17 protein-coding genes and 1 pseudogene are annotated in these 19,243 nt (G+C 69.8%); 8 read left to right on the top strand and 10 right to left on the bottom strand.

Translation table 11 applies throughout. The features are described 5' to 3' along the window. Positions 1–199: 199 nt before the first annotated feature. Entirely contained in the window at positions 200–1,168 is a 969-nt protein-coding gene (locus tag ACIHCL_RS25225; protein WP_399865019.1) for a LysR substrate-binding domain-containing protein, read from the bottom strand. Between the two features lie 47 nt (positions 1,169–1,215). Here ACIHCL_RS25225 and ACIHCL_RS25220 point away from each other — a divergent pair, with 47 nt between their 5' ends. Next, positions 1,216–2,193, top strand: coding sequence for a nitrilase-related carbon-nitrogen hydrolase (locus ACIHCL_RS25220; protein WP_399865016.1), 978 nt, complete (start codon positions 1,216–1,218; stop codon positions 2,191–2,193). Between the two features lie 209 nt (positions 2,194–2,402). On the opposite strand, the gene ACIHCL_RS25215 is transcribed toward ACIHCL_RS25220, so the two are convergent. The 3 genes from ACIHCL_RS25215 to ACIHCL_RS25205 form a co-directional block, all read right to left on the bottom strand. Then, on the bottom strand, positions 2,403–4,184 hold the full coding sequence (locus tag ACIHCL_RS25215) for a DUF4157 domain-containing protein (protein WP_399865014.1): 1,782 nt from the start codon (positions 4,182–4,184) through the stop codon (positions 2,403–2,405). Positions 4,185–4,488: 304 nt separating this feature from the next. Further along, the gene (locus ACIHCL_RS25210; protein WP_399865012.1) at positions 4,489–4,995 is read right to left on the bottom strand and encodes a hypothetical protein; all 507 of its coding nucleotides are present in this window, start codon (positions 4,993–4,995) and stop codon (positions 4,489–4,491) included. A 279-nt stretch (positions 4,996–5,274) separates the two neighbouring features. Next, the gene (locus ACIHCL_RS25205) at positions 5,275–5,634 is read right to left on the bottom strand and encodes a peptidoglycan-binding protein (RefSeq protein ID WP_399865011.1); all 360 of its coding nucleotides are present in this window, start codon (positions 5,632–5,634) and stop codon (positions 5,275–5,277) included. 204 nt (positions 5,635–5,838) lie between these two features. Here ACIHCL_RS25205 and ACIHCL_RS25200 point away from each other — a divergent pair, with 204 nt between their 5' ends. Then, positions 5,839–6,096, top strand: a complete 258-nt coding sequence (locus tag ACIHCL_RS25200) for a hypothetical protein (protein ID WP_399865009.1) — start codon at positions 5,839–5,841, stop codon at positions 6,094–6,096. Positions 6,097–6,321: 225 nt separating this feature from the next. Here ACIHCL_RS25200 and ACIHCL_RS25195 read toward each other — a convergent pair whose 3' ends face one another. Beyond that, the gene (locus ACIHCL_RS25195) at positions 6,322–6,852 is read right to left on the bottom strand and encodes a GNAT family N-acetyltransferase (protein ID WP_399865006.1); all 531 of its coding nucleotides are present in this window, start codon (positions 6,850–6,852) and stop codon (positions 6,322–6,324) included. A gap of 156 nt (positions 6,853–7,008) precedes the next feature. On the opposite strand from ACIHCL_RS25195, the pseudogene ACIHCL_RS25190 reads away from it, so the two are divergent. Next, positions 7,009–7,098, top strand: a pseudogene (locus ACIHCL_RS25190) (IS630 family transposase); the annotation flags it as partial. A 35-nt stretch (positions 7,099–7,133) separates the two neighbouring features. On the opposite strand, the gene ACIHCL_RS25185 reads toward ACIHCL_RS25190, so the two are convergent. Next, positions 7,134–7,577 carry an MscL family protein gene (locus ACIHCL_RS25185; RefSeq protein ID WP_399865003.1) on the bottom strand — a complete coding sequence of 148 codons (444 nt, stop codon included), beginning with the start codon at positions 7,575–7,577 and terminating at the stop codon, positions 7,134–7,136. 719 nt (positions 7,578–8,296) lie between these two features. On the opposite strand from ACIHCL_RS25185, the gene rph reads away from it, so the two are divergent. After that, positions 8,297–10,894, top strand: coding sequence for a rifamycin-inactivating phosphotransferase (gene rph / locus ACIHCL_RS25180; protein ID WP_399865001.1), 2,598 nt, complete (start codon positions 8,297–8,299; stop codon positions 10,892–10,894). A 276-nt stretch (positions 10,895–11,170) separates the two neighbouring features. Here the strand turns inward: rph and ACIHCL_RS25175 are convergent, their stop codons facing one another. Then, positions 11,171–12,460: an RNA polymerase sigma factor gene (locus ACIHCL_RS25175; protein WP_399864998.1), complete on the bottom strand. Its 1,290-nt coding sequence runs from the start codon at positions 12,458–12,460 to the stop codon at positions 11,171–11,173. A gap of 32 nt (positions 12,461–12,492) precedes the next feature. Continuing rightward, complete coding sequence (locus tag ACIHCL_RS25170; RefSeq protein ID WP_399864995.1) at positions 12,493–12,843, bottom strand: YciI family protein; 351 nt, start codon at positions 12,841–12,843, stop codon at positions 12,493–12,495. Between the two features lie 256 nt (positions 12,844–13,099). Here ACIHCL_RS25170 and ACIHCL_RS25165 point away from each other — a divergent pair, with 256 nt between their 5' ends. Continuing rightward, the gene (locus ACIHCL_RS25165) at positions 13,100–13,465 is read left to right on the top strand and encodes a hypothetical protein (protein ID WP_399864993.1); all 366 of its coding nucleotides are present in this window, start codon (positions 13,100–13,102) and stop codon (positions 13,463–13,465) included. Positions 13,466–13,607: 142 nt separating this feature from the next. On the opposite strand, the gene ACIHCL_RS25160 is transcribed toward ACIHCL_RS25165, so the two are convergent. After that, entirely contained in the window at positions 13,608–14,957 is a 1,350-nt protein-coding gene (locus tag ACIHCL_RS25160; protein ID WP_399864991.1) for a D-arabinono-1,4-lactone oxidase, read from the bottom strand. Between the two features lie 168 nt (positions 14,958–15,125). Between ACIHCL_RS25160 and ACIHCL_RS25155 the strand changes: the two genes are divergently transcribed. Next, the gene (locus ACIHCL_RS25155; RefSeq protein ID WP_399864989.1) at positions 15,126–16,379 is read left to right on the top strand and encodes an amino acid deaminase/aldolase; all 1,254 of its coding nucleotides are present in this window, start codon (positions 15,126–15,128) and stop codon (positions 16,377–16,379) included. A gap of 58 nt (positions 16,380–16,437) precedes the next feature. Further along, complete coding sequence (locus tag ACIHCL_RS25150) at positions 16,438–17,037, top strand: TetR/AcrR family transcriptional regulator (RefSeq protein ID WP_399864986.1); 600 nt, start codon at positions 16,438–16,440, stop codon at positions 17,035–17,037. Between the two features lie 355 nt (positions 17,038–17,392). On the opposite strand, the gene ACIHCL_RS25145 is transcribed toward ACIHCL_RS25150, so the two are convergent. After that, positions 17,393–17,569 (bottom strand): hypothetical protein, encoded by a 177-nt coding sequence (locus tag ACIHCL_RS25145; RefSeq protein ID WP_399864983.1) that lies wholly within the window; start codon positions 17,567–17,569, stop codon positions 17,393–17,395. Positions 17,570–18,447: 878 nt separating this feature from the next. On the opposite strand from ACIHCL_RS25145, the gene ACIHCL_RS25140 reads away from it, so the two are divergent. Further along, on the top strand, positions 18,448–19,074 hold the full coding sequence (locus ACIHCL_RS25140; protein ID WP_399864980.1) for a hypothetical protein: 627 nt from the start codon (positions 18,448–18,450) through the stop codon (positions 19,072–19,074). Positions 19,075–19,243 lie beyond the last annotated feature (169 nt).

Raw genomic sequence — 19,243 nt, 5'->3', positions numbered from 1 at the left:
TGTAGTGGCCGGTCTGTGTGTTCTCAGGCGGGGGGCGGGGTGGCCGATGAGCCCGCCGTTGGCTGCTGCCGCACCCGGCGTTCCTGGACGCATACACCTAGCCCCAATACCGGTGACTTTGGCGCCCGACAGAACCTCTTTGCGCGACGTTTTCGCACGTCAGAGCTGTCAATGGCGCACTAAATCACCGGTATTGCACCTAGCCCGCCGGCCCTGGGCCCGTGCCCCCGACCGGACCTGCCCGCGTGCCCGGCACGCGACCGAGGCCGGTGACGAGGTGGCGGAGCCAGGTGTGGGCGGGGCCGTCGGTCGCGGTGGTGTGCCAGATCGCGCTGACGGTGTACTGCGGCATGGGCAGGGGTGGCTCGGCGGCCGTCAGGTCCAGGGCGTCGGCGTAGACGGTGGCCGCGTGAGTGGGGAGGGTGGCCAGGACGGGCAGGGTGGGGAGCTGGAGGGCGGCACCGGCGAAGTGGGTGGTGGACGCGACCACCCGGCGAGTCAGTCCGCGCGCCTCCAAGAGGTCGTCGACGATCCCGCGGCGGCCGTCGTAGGAGACCAGCAGGTGGGGGTGGGCGAGGTAGTCGTCAAGGTTCAGCGGGGTCGGCAGTGGCAGCAGGCGGGGGTTGAACAGGCAGCTGTAGCCGGAGGCGAACATCTCCCGGGTCCGGTGGTCGGGGCCGTGTGCGGGAGCGGCGGCGATGCCGAGGTCGATCTCGCCGCGGTCGAGCATGCCGGCGACGGTGTTGCGGTGGGCCTGCCTGACGGCGATCCGGATGCCCGGCAGGCCGGCCGTGGCGGCGAGCAGCCGGGGGAGCAGCGCGGCCTCCAGGTCGTCGGACATCCCCAGGGTGAACACATGCCGGGCGGTGGCCGGGTCGAAGTGGTCCCGGCCGGTGACGGCACCCTGGATCAGCCCGAGGGCAGGCTCGATGCGGCGGTACAGTTCGACCGCGCGGTGATTGGGCTCGATGCCGGTGCGAGTGCGGGTGAACAACTCGTCGTCGAAGAGCCTGCGCAGCCGGCCGAGTGCGGCACTGACCGCGCCCTGGCTCAGATGCAGGGCGGCGGCGGCCCGGGTGACGCTGCCCTCGCGCATCAGGGCGGCGAAGACCACCAGCAGATTCAGGTCCGCCTTCCTGAATTCACTCTCATAAATGTCGATCACCACGAACATCAGCTTGCTCGATGAGTGTGAGGATTCCTAGCCTCGATGCCATGACCCCCTCGCTCCCCGCCGCCTCTGCGGCCTCCGAGCCCCGCCGTACCGTGATCGCCGCCGTCGTCCAGGCCGCCGCCCCGCTGTTCGACACGCAGGCCGCGCTGACCCGAGCCGAGGAACTCATCCGGGAGGCCGTCACCGAGCGCGGCGCGGAGGTCGTCGTCCTGCCCGAGGCGTTCCTGGGTGGCTACCCCAAGGGCCTGGACTTCGGCATCACCGTCGGCAGCCGCACACCGGCCGGCCGCGAACTGTTCCGCCGCTACCACGCCGCCGCCATCGACGTCCCCGGCCCCGAGGTCGACACCCTGGCCGCCCTCACCGGCGAACTCGGCTGCCACGCCGTCGTCGGCGCGGTCGAACGCCAGGGCGGCACCCTGTACTGCGTCGCCCTCTTCTTCGGCCCCGACGGTTACCTGGGCCTGCACCGCAAGCTCATGCCGACGGCCGCCGAACGCTACCTGTGGGGTCAGGGTGACGGCTCCACCCTCCCGGTCATCGACACCGGCACCGCCCGCCTCGGCGCGGGCATCTGCTGGGAGAACTACATGCCGCTGTTCCGCACGGCCATGTACGCCAAGGGCGTCGATGTGTGGTGTGCGCCGACCGTGGACGACCGCGACGCCTGGCAGGCCACCATGCGGCACATCGCCCTGGAGGGCCGCTGCTTCGTCCTGAGCGCCAACCAGTACCTGCGCCGCGACGCCGTACCCGCCGACCTCCACCCCGCCCAGGGCGACGAGCCCGACACCGTCCTGATCGGCGGCGGCTCCGTCATCGTCTCCCCACTCGGCGAGGTCCTCGCCGGACCGCTGCGCGACGGCGAGGGCATCCTGACCGCCGAACTCGACCTCGACGACCTCACGCGCGCCCGTTTCGACTTCGATCCCACTGGTCACTACGCGCGCCCCGACGTCTTCACCCTCCAGGTCGACGAGTCCGCCCACACCACCGTCAACAGCGTGAGGGCTCGCTGAAGCGGCTGCGGACCGCCCCCTCGACCGCTACCGGATCCACCACCCGGCACCCCACACACACCGACATCGAGGAAACCCTCTCCGCGCTCACCGACCGACCTCGTGCGCGCCGGCAAGGTCCGCGCGATCGGCGCCTTTGACCCGCCGGCCCCGGAGATCGTCGAAGCCCAACGGGTGTCCCAGCAGCGGGGCTCAGAGGAGCGGCAGCCTCAGGAGGACGTCCACAGGAAGTCGACGGCGGCGCGCACCACATCGAAGGGGAACGCGACGTCGGGGAAGAAGACGGCATCGAACACCGCGTCGCCCACGACGATGGCGTCGCTGCCCGCGGATGCGTGGTCCTCGGACTCCGGAACGTCGGTCTCCAGGAAGCGGATGTCGCACTGCCACACCTCCTCCTTCAACCGCGCGATGATGTGCTCCTGCTGAGCGGCGGTTGGCGCGGCCCCGAGGGCGGCATGAGCGTTCTCTATCCGCACCAGGACGTTGTCCCGCGCTCTTTGGGCCTGAGCCGATTTGACGGCAGATGCCTGGAGAGAGGCGTGCCACGCCGCCAGGCTCTGGGGGGTCACCTGCCGGACCTGCGTTTGCAGCGAATGACTCAGCGCGTTGATCTCCGAATTCTCCCTGCCGCCGCCCACCCATAGATTGTTGACCGAGCTGTTCATCACGTACGCGGCGCGCATGAGGATTTCGGCGTGGTCGCGGTTGCCGTTGCCGAACTGGGCGAGTGGCATCTTCGCGAGTGACTTGTTCGATTCGTCGTTCATGCCCGCGTGCACCTGCCCCGCCCCGAGTTTTGCCGTGAGGTACGGGATCAACTGACCGGCGTGCTCGGCGTAGGCGCGATTGAGTAACGACCGTATGTTGTGCCACGCGATGTAGTGGCGACGATGCTGCAACGGCCGGAGCGGCAGCGCCTCCTGGGTCGCGGTGGCGAAGTTGGGCCGGCCGGTGAGCTCGGTGCCCTCCACCGCCAAGGTGCCGAAGCCGCCGATGTTCGGCGGTCGGCCGCCGCCGTGGAGAAGGTAGGTGACGACCCGAGAGATCGGGTTGCCTTCCGCGGTCTGTCCGGTCTTTATGTAAAAGGCAGTGAGCAGGCCGATGGCCTCCTCCGCGGGTGTGTTGTCCGCCACGGTGAAGGTGTCGGGCGCGGCTTTGAGTTCGTCGAGGATCGGTTCGTAGTCGGCGATCCAGCGCCTGGCCTTCTCGCCGTCGGACTTGATCTGGTCGATCACGGCGTCGCGGCTGCCAGTGAGAGCCGTGGGCGCGGGTGCCATCGCGCTGTTACGGGTGGTCACGACCCGCTGGACACCGATGGCCTCGGAATTCCACGGCTCCCGACCCGCCCCGGCGGTGCCGCCATCGGACGCCGGGACCGCTTCGGTGGCACGCCGCACCGGCCCCGCCATCACCCGGCGCGCGTTGGCTTCCGCCTGGCGTTCGAAGCGGTCGGACGGGTCGCTGACGCGGAGGCCGTCACCGTGGTCCACGCCGGCGACCGGGCCTTGCCGCTGCTGGATGACGTGGGTGAGCTCGTGGGCGAGGGTGTGTTTGTCGGTGCCGCCGTTGCCGATGACGATGTGGCTGCCGCTGGTGTAGGCGCGGGCGCCGACCTCGGCGGCGGAGGTTTTGGCGGCGGCGTCGTTGTGGATGCGGACGTCGGAGAAGTCCGCGCCGAGCCGGGCTTCCATCTCGGCCCGTGTGCCGTCGTCGAGGGGGCGACCGCCGGTGCGCAGGATGTCATGGACGGTGGAGCGCTGTACGGGGTGCTCGGTCTGCTGCTGGTTGCGGTCGGCGCCGTCCTGGTGTCGTTCCTGGGCCCATGGGTGTCCGGCCCGGCAGAGCATCTGGACGACTGCCGCGTTGCCGACGGCGCTCTGCAACGCGAGGAGGTCCGGGAGCGGTGTCCGGCTCACGGCCTGGGGTTGGCGGGCCGGGGCCCTGCCCTTCAATGCCCCGGCCGACCTGGCCCGGTCTTCGGCGTACACGCGACCTCTCCCTCCGCCGGCAGACGACTCCCCTCTGGATACCTGAGGCGCGAACGGTCGGGCCAGGTACCCGAGGGCAGAGCGGGGGCAATGTTCGGGGACCGTTGGCGCGTGGCTGTGGCGTGCCGGGCCATCGGGCCATCGGGCCGGCTCCGGCCCGGCCCGGCGGGGCGTCCGGTGATCGGGTGTGCTGTCCGGGGCCGCCGGATCTTCGGCTACGCCTTATCGGCCTGCTCGTGGACGCGCTTGGGCGCCGTGCGGGTGCCGACCAGGCCGGGACCGGCACCCATGGCTGAGCACTGCCCTACTGGGTGTTGGTCGCCACGGCAGTCCGGATCGTCGTGGCGAGTTGGGCCGCGTCTTCGGTGTAGCCGGTCAGCAGCAGCCGTCCGCCGTCCCGGATCCGGATGACCACGTGGACGTCCCAGCCCATGAGCCGGCCCAAGGCGTGGTTCTGCCCACGATCGACCACGCTGCGGACCGCTGTCCAGGGCAGCACCCGGGTCTCCCCGGTCCGCCGGTAGACCAGTCCGTGCTCGCGCAGTACGAAGACCTCGCCGTGCCGCTGTAGGGTCCGCAGGCCATTGGAGACGCCGCCGTAGACCCCTAAGAGTGCGCCGCCCCACAGCAGCCCGGCAAATTTCGAGCCACCACCGCCCCCGGAGAAGACGGCGAAGGTCACCGGGACTGCGACGGCCACGAAGGCCAGGCCGACCAGCAGCACGCTGATCGCGACGCGTCCGCGACGCGCGTTGTCCGTCGGATGGTTGCTGATGAAAACGCCCAGTGCGCGCTCAGCTTCCCTGACCATCGGTCCCCCCACCAGAGTTTCTGCGGCAATGCCGTCAGTCTGTGGGACTGCCCGGGAGGGAGACAAGGGCGTGACGCGAACGGTTGAGCGGCAGTGCACACATATCGCCCAAGTCGTTCGCGCACGCCGCTCGTGTCCGTCTCCCGCTCGGCCACGGGACAGAGCCGCACGTTCTACAGTCCTGGCCAGGTGTGTTGCCCTGTGACCGGGAAGGTTCGCCGGGTTGGCACCCCGAACCCGGGGCACCGGCGCGTGTGTCTTCCCCCGGACGGTCTCAGGTCACGGGTTGGGACTCTTGTCCGGGTGCAGGCAGTCCCACGTCTTCGGGCCGACGATGCCGTCCACGGTGATTTTGCATCGTCCCTGGGCCCACTTGACGGCGGCTTGTGTGCCAGAGCCGAAGATGCCGTCCTCCGCGATCCCCCTGCCGTAGATGTTCAGCAGGCACTGTGCGTGCTTGACGGCGGCGCCGGTGTTGGTCAGGGAGAGGGTCGGATGGGACCCGGTATAGGGGCAGGCGCTTTCCGCCATTATTGCCGGCGCGGAGGCGGGAGAGGCAATCGCCGGGGTGGCGGCGACTGATCCGGCACCGAGTACGAGCGCCGAGAGGGCGAGGCCGACTTGCTTGGTGAGTTTCATGGGCATGAACCTTTCTCCTGTTGGGAGATGAGCATGCCGCGCCGTTGTCGGCTCGCCTTTGACTATCCACGCAGGGGTGTTGAGGATGCGTGCAGGGCCCGGCACGGGAAGTGCCGGGCCCTGCCCACGTCAACCGTCACACGGCCCGGCGCTTCCACGCCGACCCGCCACCTCTGATGGTCAGACAGCGAGTGTGGCCTGGCTGTGGAGTGCCCCGAGGAGCCGTACGACGGCGAGCTGCAACCCGGGGATGTCGAGATCCGCTTCCGGCCGCTGAGCCCGCTGGACCGTAGCGGCCTGACGGTGGTGATCGAGATCAAGTCGAAGTGGTCCGCCAGCAGGGAAGCCAACCGCCAAGAGCGCGTGGACGCGCTCCACGCGGACATCCACGCCGCAACCGGTCTCGTCGACTTCGGCGTCTACCTGTCACTGCCGAGCGCCGCTTGGTCCCAGGGAGACTGATCACTCCGCTTTGCCAAGCCCGAGACCTGGCCCGAACCGGCCGTCACGACCCACACCGTCACCGCGAACCACAGCAGGGCTGTCACGCCGGCAGGGCTGTCGCGTCGGCAAGGGTGGCTGCCAGCGCGTTCGCGCCTACCTGCACGACAAGCGCACCTTGCCCCGCCCGGTGATCGCCCGCTCCACCCTTGCCGCGAGCCGTCGCTGGCTGGGTCCTCGGCGGGCTCACGCAGTAGCCTTCTGCACGGTGCGCCGGTAACGAACTTCCGATACGGATACTCCGTCGTAGTCGTCGGCCTGGGCGGTACCGTCAGCGGCATAGCCCGCTCGCTCGTAGAAGCGACGGGCCCGAGTGTTGTCGGTGAGGACCCACAACAGCATCACGCCGAAGCCATCCGCCTGAGCGTGAGCGTGCACGGCTTCGAGGAGCGTGCGACCGATTCCAGCTCCGATGAGTGAGGGCTGAACGTACAGGGCGTAAAGCTCACCCGTAGCCGTACTCGTTCCGCTGCCGCGAAAGGGCCCGAGACACGCCCAACCCACGACTCGTCCATGGGCGTCGACCGCTACCAGGTTGGTCATGTCCTCCTTCGGCCTCTCGAAGTGCTGACGGCGCTGCTGAATATCTGCCTCCACCGTCATGTCATCGAGGAAGGACTGGGGCACGATCCCGGCATACGCGGCCTGCCAGCCGGTGACTCGTATCGCTGAAACAGCCGGGACATCGGCTTCCGTCATAGCTCGCACAGTCAACATCCCGGCACCGTACGAGACCCGTCGCCACGACCGCCCGGGAATTACGGCCGTGAAGTCGCAGCAACTACACGGAGTGGCCGCTGCGCGGAAGTTGTGCCAGAAGCGAATCTCGTGGATAGAGCCATGGGGCGACTGGCTGGCCGGGGGCGAGCCCGTATCCGAAGCGGCCTACGGCACATCCAGTACCGCAGTCACCTCATGGACGGCTGTCTCGCCGAAACCGGCCTGACCATCAGACCTACCTGAACAGCAGCACGACAGCACGCGTGCAACCTCGGTGATCAGGGGCGTGGCGTTCCGGTCTTCGGCGGCTGCTCGGTGCCGCAGTACCGACAGGTGACAGCAGCGGCCGGCAGGTCCTCTGACAGGCAGGCCGGGCACGTCTTGACAGGCCCCGGTTCTTCGAAGGCCATCACACCGTGCCGCGCCGAATAATGCTTGTACGGTACGACGATGAGGAAGTAGACGACGGCCATGAAAATGATGAAGTAGATGACTGCGGAGATGAAGGAACCAATATCAAGATATGTGGCCTTGTTGCCTGCCTGACCGAGCTGCCACCCCAATCCGACTGAACGACCGCCCTGAGCACGCGCAATGATGGGATTGATCACAGAATCGGTGAATGCCTTGATCAACGTACTGAAGGCCAATGCGACAATGAGGCCTACAGCTACGACGATGACATCGCCACGCATCAGGAAGTTCTTGAATCCCTTGAGCATTTCCGGCTCCTCGCGACTGGACCCCGGTCGGGATCGGGCAGCACGCTACATTCTTCGGCATACATTGAGTGTTGCGGCGCGGATACGGGAGGCGCTCTTCCCTCCGCTGCCGAAATCCACCGGCGACCGGTACGCCAGTCGGAGGAATAGTCGCATCTGAGAAACGAACAGTTCGCGGAATTTACCCCGCCAGCTATTACTGCGGTTGACATGGTGATGTCGTCTGCGACGGCGAGGGGTTGCTCGTCAGCCCCGTTTCGGTGAGGCAGCCGGCCATGAGGTCGCTGCGGTATGGGATGTGCCGCAGGCCGCTTCGGATTCGTTGCATGGCAAAGGCAAGGAGAGAGATCTCCTTGCCACTCTCAACGTATAGCGCAATGGGGGGCTTGCGGCAAGACCCGGATCGCGGCGCAGAATCGTCGGCCGAGGCCACAGCCTGCGGAAATGGGGGGACATGACGTGTGGGAGTTGTTGTCGACGTACGGGGGATGCGGTGACGTCGAACCAGTGTGGGAACCGGCAGTGCGGTTGCGGGCGTTCGGGGCAAAGGTGCGGGGGTGCGCGCCGCCCGACGGGGCGGAGCGCCCGCCCGACTCGCCAGAGGGAAGGCAACCAGGGATGAGGACGTGCCCGGCAAGAGGTTCGACGGAGCTGGAGACGCCGGTGATTCGACCGGCCGGTGCAGTGCACCGGAACACGGCTGCCCTGGAGGTAACGCGGTGATCGAGCAGTATGTGCTGGATCTTCAAGAGATTGACGAGACGCAGGCGGTGGTCGTTGGCGGCAAGGGCGCGCACCTGGGCGGGCTGTCGCGGATCGAGGGCATCCGCGTGCCGGGTGGCTTTTGCGTGACGACGGACGCCTTCCGGCGGATCATGGCGGAAGCGCCGTCGATCGACGATCGGCTCGATCAGTTGTCGCGCTTGAACCCGGACGACCGGGAGGCGATCCACACGCTCAGTGCGCAGATTCGTCGGACCATCGAAGGGGTCGCCGTCCCGGGTGATCTCGCGGCGGCGATCACCCGCGGGCTCGCCCGGCTCGGCGAGCAAGCCGCCTGCGCCGTCCGATCCAGCGCGACGGCAGAGGACCTGCCGACGGCCTCCTTCGCCGGCCAGCAGGACACATACCTGAACGTCGTGGGGCCGACGGCGATCCTCCAGCACGTCAGCCGGTGCTGGGCCTCGCTGTTCACCGAGCGGGCCGTGACCTACCGCCAGCGGAACGGCATCGACCACCGTACGGTCCACATGGCCGTGGTCGTCCAGCAGATGGTCTTCCCGCATGCGGCCGGCATCCTGTTCACGGCCGACCCCGTCGCGGGCAACCGGAAGGTCGCCACCGTGGACGCCGGCTTCGGCCTCGGCGAGGCCTTGGTCTCCGGCCTGGTGAACCCGGACGTCTTCACGGTGCGACACGGCGAAGTCGTCGCCAAGGCGATCGCCGCCAAACAGCGTGCCGTTCACGCCCTGCCAACCGGCGGTACGCGGGAAGTGGCGATCGACTCGCAACAGCAGGAGCAGCCGGCGCTGACGGATGCGCAGGTCGTACGGCTCGTGCAGCTCGGGCGGCGGATCGAAGCACACTTCGGCCGCCCGCAGGACATCGAATGGTGCCTGGTCGATGATGGCTTCCAGATCGTTCAGAGTCGGCCGATCACGACGCTGTTCCCCATCCCCGAGACCGGCGACCAGGAGAATCACGTCTACGTCTCCGTCGGTCATGGGCAGATGATGACCGACCCCATGAAGCCCCTGGGGCTCTCCATGTGGCAGCTGACGGCCATGGTGCCGGTGCACGAGGCCGGTGGGAGGCTGTTCGTCGACGTCACCCGGCGCCTGGCCTCGCCCGCGAGCCGCGCCGGTCTCCTGGACGCCATGGGGAGAGGCGATCCGCTGATCAAGGACGCTCTGGAGACCGTCCTCGGCCGCGACGATTTCGTCGTGTCGCTCCCGGACGCGGGTCCCGGCGGGCCGCCGGCCGGCGGTGCGTCCGCCCCGATCGAGACCGATCCGGCCATCGTCACCGAGCTGATCGAACGCAGCCAGGTGTCCATCGCCGCCTTGGAGCGCGACATCCGGGCGAAGACCGGACCGGCGCTGTTCGACTTCCTGCTGGAGGCCTTCGAGGAGCACAAGCGGGTCCTCGGTGATCCGCTGAGCCTGCAGGTGATCATGGCGGGGATGGAGGCCACGTGGTGGCTCAACGACAAGCTGCGGGAGTGGCTGGGGGAGAAGAACGCGGCTGACACGCTCACGCTGTCCGCCCCCGGCAACGTCTCGTCGGAGATGGGACTGGCGCTGCTCGACGTCGCGGATGTGATCCGCCCGCAGCCGGAGGTGGTGGCGTTCCTGCAGGGCGTGGAGGACGAGGGCTTCCTGGACGGCTTGGCGAAGCTCGCGGGCGGGACCGAAGCGCGCGAGGCCATGGATGCCTATCTCGACCGGTACGGCATGCGCTGCGTCGGCGAGATCGACATCACGAGGCCACGTTGGCGCGAGCGCCCCACCACGCTCGTGTCCCTGATCCTCGACCACGTCAGGAACTTCGAGCCGGGCGCCGCCGAGCGGCGCTTCGAGCAAGGGCGGCAGAGGGCGCGGAGGAAGGAACAGGACGTGCTGTCACGCTTGCGGGCCCTGCCGGACGGGGACCAGAAGGCCGACGAGGCCAAGCGGATGATCGACCGGGTCAGAACCTTCATCGGGTACCGGGAGTACCCGAAGTACGACATCGTCAGCCGCTACTTCGTCTACAAGCATGCCTTGCTGGAGGAGGCCGAGCGCCTCGTGCAGGCCAACGTGCTTCCTGAGAAGGAGGACATCTTCTACCTCACCTTCCAGGAACTCCACGACGTCGTGCGCTCGAACCGGGTGGATGACCAGCTCATCCAGCAGCGCAAGGACGCGTTCCGGTCGTATCACGCACTCACACCGCCCCGGGTGCTCACATCGGACGGCGAGGCCGTGACCGGGGCGTACCGACGCGACGACATGCCGGCCGGTGCCCTGATCGGCCTACCGGTTTCCGCCGGGACCGTCGAGGGAAGGGCTCGCGTCATCCTTGACATGGCGGAGGCCGATCTCGAAGCGGGCGACATCCTGGTCACGACCTTCACGGACCCCAGCTGGTCGCCGCTGTTCGTCGGAATCGCGGGCCTGGTGACGGAGGTGGGCGGCCTGATGACCCATGGCGCGGTGATCGCCCGGGAGTACGGCTTGCCGACCGTCGTGGGCGTGGAGCAGGCCACCCGGCTGATCCGGGACGGGCAGCGGATCCGCGTGCACGGAACCGATGGGTACGTCGAGATCCTGCCGTGACCGCCCCGGTTCATTGCCGGACACACCACGGCACCGGTTCCAGGACGACATGCGCAACTGGAAGTGCTGGGCCGGATCGTGCGCGTTGGGTGCGTGGGATGTAGGCGGAGTCTCCGGTCGGCGATTCAACACCCCGTGTAGCCGGGCGTGTTGGCCGCTGGAGGCGCGGGGGTCAGGAGATGATGAGGTGAACGACCTGCTTTCCTCGGGTAGCGGATGGGCAGATACGACGGATAGACAGGTGCAGGTGGTATCCGCGACCGGGGCGTTCCGCCGTCAGGTGCCTGCTTTGTCGTCCGGACCGGTTGGCAGGATCGTGTTCAGCCTGCGCCTGAGAAGGTCCCGTTCGGGTTCCGTACCGGCCAGCTCGAGCGCTTCCCGGTAGGCCGTGGCGGCCTCGGGCAGCCGGCCGAGCTGGTGCAGCAGGTCTGCCCGGGCCGCCGGGTAGGGGTGGTGGCGGAGCAGTGGCGGCTCGTCGGCCAGCTCGTCGAGCAGCGCCAGGCCCGCCTGCGGGCCGTCGCGCATCGCCACCGCCACCGCGCGGTTCAGTGCGACGACGGGGGACGGGGTGAGCTGGAGCAGCACGTCGTACAGCGCTGCGATCTGTGGCCAGTCGGTGGTCGCAAGGTCGGCGGCCTCGTCATGGAGGGCGGCGACGGCGGCTTGGACCCCGTACGGGCCGGGCGGTCCGCCGGTCAGCGCGAAGACCACCAGGCCGTTTCCTTCCTCGATCATCGTGTGGTCCCAGCGACCGCGGTCCTGGTCGTCGAGCAGCACGAGTTCGCTGTTCGGGCCGGTCCGGGCCTCGCGTCGCGCGTGGATCAGAAGCATGAGCCCGAGCAGGCCGGCGACTTCCCGTTCGGCGGGCATCAAGTGACGCAGGACCCTCGCCAGCCGGATGGCCTCCTGTGCGAGGTCGAGCCGCTGCAACTGCGGGCCCGAGCTGGCCGCGTACCCCTCGGTGAAGATCGAGTAGATGACCTGGAGGACCCCGGGCAGGCGCTCCGGCAGTTCGTCGGCGCCGGGCACGCGAAACGGGATACGGGCCTCGCGGACCTTCTTCTTCGCCCGGACGATCCGTTGGGCCATCGTCGCGGTAGGGACGAGGAAGGCCCGTGCCACCTCGGGCGTCGTGAGCCCGGCCAGGCAGCGCAGGGTCAGCGCCGTGCGGGCCTCGGCCGCGAGGGCGGGGTGGGCGCAGGTGAAGAACATCTGCAGCCGGTCGTCCGGCAGACCGCCGTCGCCGTCCGCGGGCGGGGCGTGATCGGCCCGGTCCGCCTCCACCTGCAGGACGGCGAGGCGGGCGGCGTATGCCTGGTCCCGCCGCAAGCGGTCGACGGCCTTGCGCCGCGCGGTGGTCAACAGCCAGGCCCCGGGCTTGGCCGGAACCCCCCGGACCGGCCAGTGCACCAGAGCCGCCTCCACAGCCTCGGAGGCAACCTCCTCGGCCAGGTCGAGATCGCCGAAGCGGCGGACGAGGGAGGCCAGCAGTCGGCCGCGTTCCTCACGGAACACCGACTCCACGGACGACTGGACCGGCGACGGGCGGGGTGACTCGATGGACATGCTGGTCCCGGTGCCTCCCTCGTCCTTCACTGTCAGGCCCCGAACTCGGCGATCGGACGGACGACGACCGACCCGCTGCCGCGCGCGCCGGGACAGCGGGCGGCCCAGTCGAGTGCGACGTCCAGGTCCGGTACGTCGATGACGTAGAAGCCGCCGAGGACCTCGCGGCTCTCGGCGAACGGCCCGTCGGTGACGGTCCGCCTGCCGTCCTGGCCGACCCGTACGGTGGTGGAGGTGACCAGATCGGCCAGCGACTCCCCGGAAACCCAGATTCCCGCGTCCTTCACTTCCTTGTCGTAGACCATCCAGTCTTCGACGCTGCACTCGGCGGCCGCGCCCTTCTCGTCGCTCGCACCAGCGTTGATCAGCAGCATGTACTTCATGGTCCGACTCCTGTCAGGTCCTGTTGTTCCCTCGCACGGCGGGTCGCCGTACACCATGACGACGAACGGGTCCCGGTCAGATCGACACCTGCCCGAAGATTCTTTCAGGACGAGTCCGGCAGCCTGGGACTGAACGCTCGACCTGGCCCGTTCGGCCAACTGGAATGCTGCTCTGCCAGGGGTGTTGTCTGCCCATGGTTTCACTCCGGCGACCGGGAGGAGCTGATCGGCATGGGCCCGCCGCGGGGTGCAGCGGATGCTCCGTGATGGCGCCAGGACACTGCGCCGCGACTTCGCCCATCCCCTCGCCGGCCTGTCGATGACGGCCGTCTACCGCATGACGGTCCCGCACAGCCTCCTCGGACAGACCGGACACGCGCTGACCCGGCTGGGCCAGGTCCGGCTGAGCGCCTCGGTCACCGGCCCGCACGACCTCCTCGTCCAGGTCCTGCTGCACAGCCTGTCGGCCATCGACCACTTCGAGGCGCAGCTCGCCGACTCCTTCCCGGCGCTGGAGATCAGGGACCGCACGATCGCGATGCACACGCCCAAGCGGATGGGCTGGCTCCTCGACGACCACGGCCGCGCCATCGGCCGGGTTCCACTGGCCCCCGAGACCTAGACCTGACCCGGCACCGTGCGCCGTTGCAGCCGTTGCAGCCGTTGCAGCCGTTGCAGCCGTTGCAGCCGTCGCAGCCGTTGCGGCCCGCGTGGACGGGGCGGGGCATGTGGGTCTCCTGGGCGGGGTGTCGATGACTGGCGGGTCAGGCCGGGTTCCTGAGGAGGTCGCGGGTGACGGGCACGGCGTCGGGCGCGAGCCCCAGGACGCGGTCGAGGTAGGAGTTGGCGAAGACCCCGGACGGGTCGAGGGCGTCGCGCTGGGCAACGAACTCGTCGAAGCGCTCGTAGCGGGGGCGGAGGCTCTCCGCGTCGAGCGTGTGCATCTTGCCCCAGTGCGGGCGGCCGCCGTAGGAGCCGAGGATGTCCTCGCATGCCTGGAAGTAACGGCGGTAGGGCATCCGGTGGTACTGGTGGAAGGCGATGTAGCAGGTCTCGCGGCCGTGTGCGGTGGAGAGCCAGATGTCGTCGGCGGCGGCGAACCGCACCTCCAGCGGGAAGGACACCCGCTCGCCGGTCGAGTCGATCCACCGCTTGATCTCCCGCAGCGCGTCGACGGCGTGCTCGCGGGGGATGGCGAACTCGCCCTCGTGGAACCGGACATCGCGCGGCGAAGCGAAGACCTTCGGGGACAGGTCGGTCCACTCCCGCGTGGACATCGCCCGCGCCGCGAACCGGGCGATCGGCGGCACGAGGGCCGGGACCGCGGTGCCGAGCCGGCACAGGCCCTCGAACCCGAGGTCACTGACCGCCCGGTCGAGGCGGCGGGCGGCGGGGCCGATCGGCTTCAACGCAGTGGACCCGGGCAGCCGGGCGAAGCGCCGGGTCAGTGCCACGTCGCTGTGAGGGAACCAGAAGAACTCGAAGTGGTCGTTGTCCTCCGTCAGTTCGTCGATCCGGTCGAGGACCTCCCGAACCGGCATCGCCGTGTCGCGGGCGTGCAGGGCGAACCGGTCGACGCACTGGAGCGTGACCTCGGTGACCACGCCGAGGGCCCCGATCCCGACGCGCGCGGCCCGGAACAGCTCGGGACGCTCGTCGGCGGAGCAGCTGACCACGGATCCGTCGGCGAGAACCATCCGCAGCGCCCTGATCTGAGTGGCGATGCCGCCGAAGCGCAGCCCCGAGCCGTGGGTTCCGGTGGAGACGGCCCCGGAGACGGTCTGCCGGTCGATGTCGCCCATGATCTCCATGGCGAGCCCGTGGGAGGCGAGGAGCGGACTCAGCCTCCACAGCGGCATTCCGGCCTCGACCGTGACCAGCCGCCTCTGCGCGTCCACGGAGCACAGGCGGTCCATGGCGTCCAGGCGCAGCTGGACGCCGGGGGCGACGGCCGCGCCGCTGAAGGAGTGCCCGGAGCCGACCGCCTTGACCCGCAGCCCGCGGCCGGCCGCCTCCGCGACGGCGGCGGCCGCTTCGGCCGTGCTCGCCGGCCTTCGGACGAGCACGGGCCGTGCTCTTTCGCTGCCCGACCAGTTGCGCCACACCTCGGTCATACCGGAAGTCCTCTCGATGGGATCGACGGTCGACGACGCTCGTCGCGGCAGCGTCACCTTGGTCGGTTGTCCAAGTCAAGAGGTGAAGACCCTTGACTTGGACAATCGACCAAGTCATGGTGGGCGCCGCCGAGCAGGCCCCCAGGCCCAGAGAAAGGCCCGTCAGCCATGGGACGTTCCACTCCGACCCCGGAAACGACGCACACCGCGGGCAGCGACTTCGCCCCCACGCCGCGGCCCGCGAGTCCTGCGGACCTGGAGCGTGCGACGGCCGGCCTCCAGCCGCCGTTCGCCGTCGTCGACCTCGGGGCGCTGGGCGCCAACGCCGCCCGGATGGTCCACCGCGCCGGCGGGAAACCGATCCGTCTGGCCAGCAAGTCGCTTCGCTGCCGTCGCCTGATCAATGACGTCCTGCGCCTGCCCGGGTTCTCCGGCATCCTTGCGTTCACCCTCCCCGAGGCACTGTGGCTGGCACAGGACAACGACAACGTCCTGGTGGGCTACCCCTCGACGGACGTGCCCGCCCTGCACCGCCTGGCGGCCGACGAAGAACTCGCGGCACGCATCACCCTCATGGTCGACTCCGAGGAGCACCTGGATCTCCTCTCCGCCGCCGTCGGCCCCGACGGTCCGCAGCTACGCGTCTGCCTCGACCTGGACGCCTCCCTCCGCCTGGCCGGCGGGCGAGTGCACCTCGGGATGCGCCGCTCGCCGGTGCACACGCCCGAACAGGCCCGCGACCTCACCCTCGCGGTGCTCGCCCGGCCGCGTCTGCGACTCGTCGGCGTCATGGCCTACGAGGGGCAGATCGCCGGCGTCGGCGACGACCAGCCCGGCCTTCCGCTGTCCCGCGCGGCCGTACGGCTCGTCCAACGCCTCTCCGCGCGCGAACTGCGCGAGCGCCGTGCCGCCGTGGTCAGGGCCGTACGCGCCCTCGCACCCCTGGAGTACGTCAACGGCGGCGGAACGGGCAGCCTGGAAACCACCTCCGCCGAACCGGCCGTGACCGAACTCGGAGCCGGCTCCGGCCTCTACGCCCCCGGGCTCTTCGACCACTACCGCCGCTTCCGCACCCTGCCCGCCGCCCACTTCGTGCTGCCCGTCGTCCGCAGGCCCGCCCCTCGCCACGTCACCCTCCTCGGCGGCGGGTGGATCGCCTCCGGACCGGCGGGACCCGACCGGCTGCCCCGGCCGGTCCGGCCGGCCGGGCTGCGCCTGCTGCCCCGCGAAGGCGCGGGCGAGGTCCAGACCCCGCTCACCGGCGATGCCGCCGACGGCCTGCGCCTGGGCGACCGCGTATGGTTCCGGCATGCCAAGGCGGGCGAACTGTGCGAGCGGGTCAACCAGTTGCACCTCGTCGACGGTGACCGGATCGTCGACGTGGTCCCGACCTACCGAGGGGAAGGCCACGCCTTCCTGTAGTCCTCCGACACCGAGGTACGTTGACCGGGCCCGCCGCCCCAGAACCACGGGAGACCACATGGTCCGCCAGTCCGCCGACGCACGCCGCGAGCAGCTCGTCGAGGCCGCCATCCGCGTCATGATCCGCGACGGCGTGGCCAGGGCCACCACCCGGGCCGTCGTCGGCGAGGCCGGACTCCCGCTGGGCGCGCTCCACTACTGCTTCCGCTCCAAGCAGCAGCTCCTGCACGGTGTGATCGAACGCATCATGCTCCGCTCGCTCGCCTTCCCCCTCGTCACCCCCACCGACGGGGCCTCCCCGCGAGACCTCTTCCGCGCCTTCCTGCACGCCTACTGGGACCGTATCCGCGAAAGCCCCGAGGAGCATCAACTCACCTACGAGCTCACCCAGTACGCCCTGCGCGAGCCGGGCCTGGCCGACGTGGCCCGCCGCCAGTACCAGCAATACCTGGAAGCCAACATCGACCACCTCCGGACCGTCGCACAGCTCGCCGACATCCGCTGGACCATGGAGGTACCCGTCCTCGCCCGCTACGGGATGAACTTCCTGGACGGCCTCACCCTCAACTGGCTGATCGACCGCGACGACCCCCAGGCCCTTGCCGCCCTCGACGCCTACGCCGACCACCTGTCGACCCTCGCGGTCGCCCGTGCCTGACGGGAATCCGGCCCGGAAGACCGGAAACGCGGTCCGGAACCCACACCGGTGCCGCCGGCCCGGCCCCGCCCTCCTGCCGTGCGCCGACACCACGCGTCGCCCGGGTCGATCTCGTTGATCGTGAAGCCGATCTCGGTGGTGTACGCCTCGGTGGCGCTCTTGCCGAGGTCGGCACGCAGCGCGGAGCCGAAGGCGGCCTCCTGTTCGACCAACAGGCGTCGCAGGGCCCGCAGTTGGGCCTTGCGCCAGGCGAGGGGCTTGGTGCGCCCGGTGGCGAAGGCCGCATGGAGGCGGGCGACGGCGGCTGTCGCGTCGGCGGTGGCGGTTGTGGTCCTGGGGGCTCGGGTGGAAGTGCTCAGGCACGGCAGACGGCGTCCGCGAGGGAGGGGATGCCGTCCGCCAGCCGGGTCACCAGCTCCCGTCCGCCGGCGTCCTCGATCCCCGCGGCCCGGATGGTGATCCACCCGGCGCAGACCTGCGGTACGGCGACGGAGACGACGCCCGAGCCGGCCCAGAGAGGGTCGGCAGCCATGGGCCGGGGGGTGACGACGACCACGGTGGGACACTCGTCCCCGGCCCTGTCGAGTCCTCGCGCAGCGCGGCCGGCCGGTGGCGCCCGTCGGCGCTGTCGACCACCACGGCGCACCGGCCGGAACCGGAATGCGCGGCCAGCGCGGCGTGCAGCGCCGACAGTGAGCCGGGCCGGTCGAGGTCCACCACCGTCGCCGGCTCCAAACGGGCTGCCAGGCGGGACTTGCCGACTCCCAACGGCCCCGTCAGGTTGACGAGCCGGTGCGCGGCCGCCGCCGCCCGCAACCCCCTCAGCGCCGCCGATCCGTTCTCCCCGATGACGCCCACGCATCCCCCTTCGCCCGTACGTGCCTCGGTACTCGGCGGGACCGTACCCAGCGTGCGGCCGTCCGCCCAGGCTTCTGCCGCAGTCGAATCCCGGTGCTGTGCGACAACGTCGCCGCGGCCAGGCCGGCCTTGGCCGCACCCCCCCAAACCGGCGGGCACAGGCCGTCGGGGCCCCGAGCCGGCTTCGGCACACCACCAGAGGTGCCCCCGGACGGTTCGGGTCGACGGAACCGGAATCAGACCGGAGCCGTAAGGAGCGGCGTACGCGACTCATGGCCGACGACGACGGACCGCGAGCCCCACGTCCCGCCGCAGCGCCCATCCGAAGACCGGGACGCACAGCGGTACCCCCCGGACAAGCCCCCCTTTCAGGGGGGTACCCCCCGGCTCCGACCGGCTGCTTTGGTTGCCCGACAGCCGCTCACCCCTCACGAGGGGCCGTCCTCCGCCCGACTTCCGCCCGACGCGGAGCCATACCGGTCCGGTGCCCTCGGACGCGGTCGCGGGATGGGGCGGCTACGGACACGCAACAGAAATGGGAGGAAGATCCCTGTGCAGTTCTCGCCGAAAGTGATCGCCACCGCCGTCGCGGCGGCCGTCGTCGTGGGGGCCGGTGTGGTCGGCACCGCCCACGCGTCCACCGCGCCGACGACCCCGCCGGCCGCGGTGGTGGTCGAGAAGGCCGCGACGGCCGGGCAGGACGGCCGCACCCTGTTCGCCGGCCTGGTCTTCACGCAAGGACGGGTGGCCGACAGCCTCATCGCAGGCGGCTACTACAAGAGCTCGAAGGAGACGCTCCGGAAGAACCGCAGCGCCAAGGCCGTGGCTGGGGTCGCCGAGTTGGCGGACATCATCGAGAAGGACAAGCCGGGCTTCTTCGCCGGGCTCTCCACCGACCTCCGCAGCGGCGACCCCGGACGGGTCGAAGCGGCGTTGGACCGCACCTCGGGACTCCTCAAGGAGCACGTCAAGGTTGTAGGGGGGATGGAGAACAGCGACACCGGGTTGTGCGCGGTCCTCATCGTCGTGGCGAACGTCGCGGCGGCGGTCAACATGGTCGCCGTCTACGACGTGGAATACGCGTGGGAGGTCCAGCACTTCTGGATGGACCAGGAACGGCCGCAACTGTCGGCGGAGGAGAGCATCGCCCGTCTGACCAGCCTGTTGAAGGACGCCTGACGGTGGCGGGGTGCCCGGAGCACGGAGCCGGCCCCGGACACCCCGCCGGGCAGGGCCGCGCGCCGGACGGGGAACACCGTCCAACGGCCCCCGGTCGGCAGGCGGATGACCGCCCCGGAAGGACGGACCCCGCGGCCCTCCCGACCAAGGCGGCCCACGGACCGGCACG

This window comes from Streptomyces sp. NPDC052042 (assembly GCF_044548345.1).
Lineage (GTDB): Bacteria > Actinomycetota > Actinomycetes > Streptomycetales > Streptomycetaceae > Streptomyces.
This window is presented reverse-complemented; position numbering and strand designations above follow the sequence as displayed.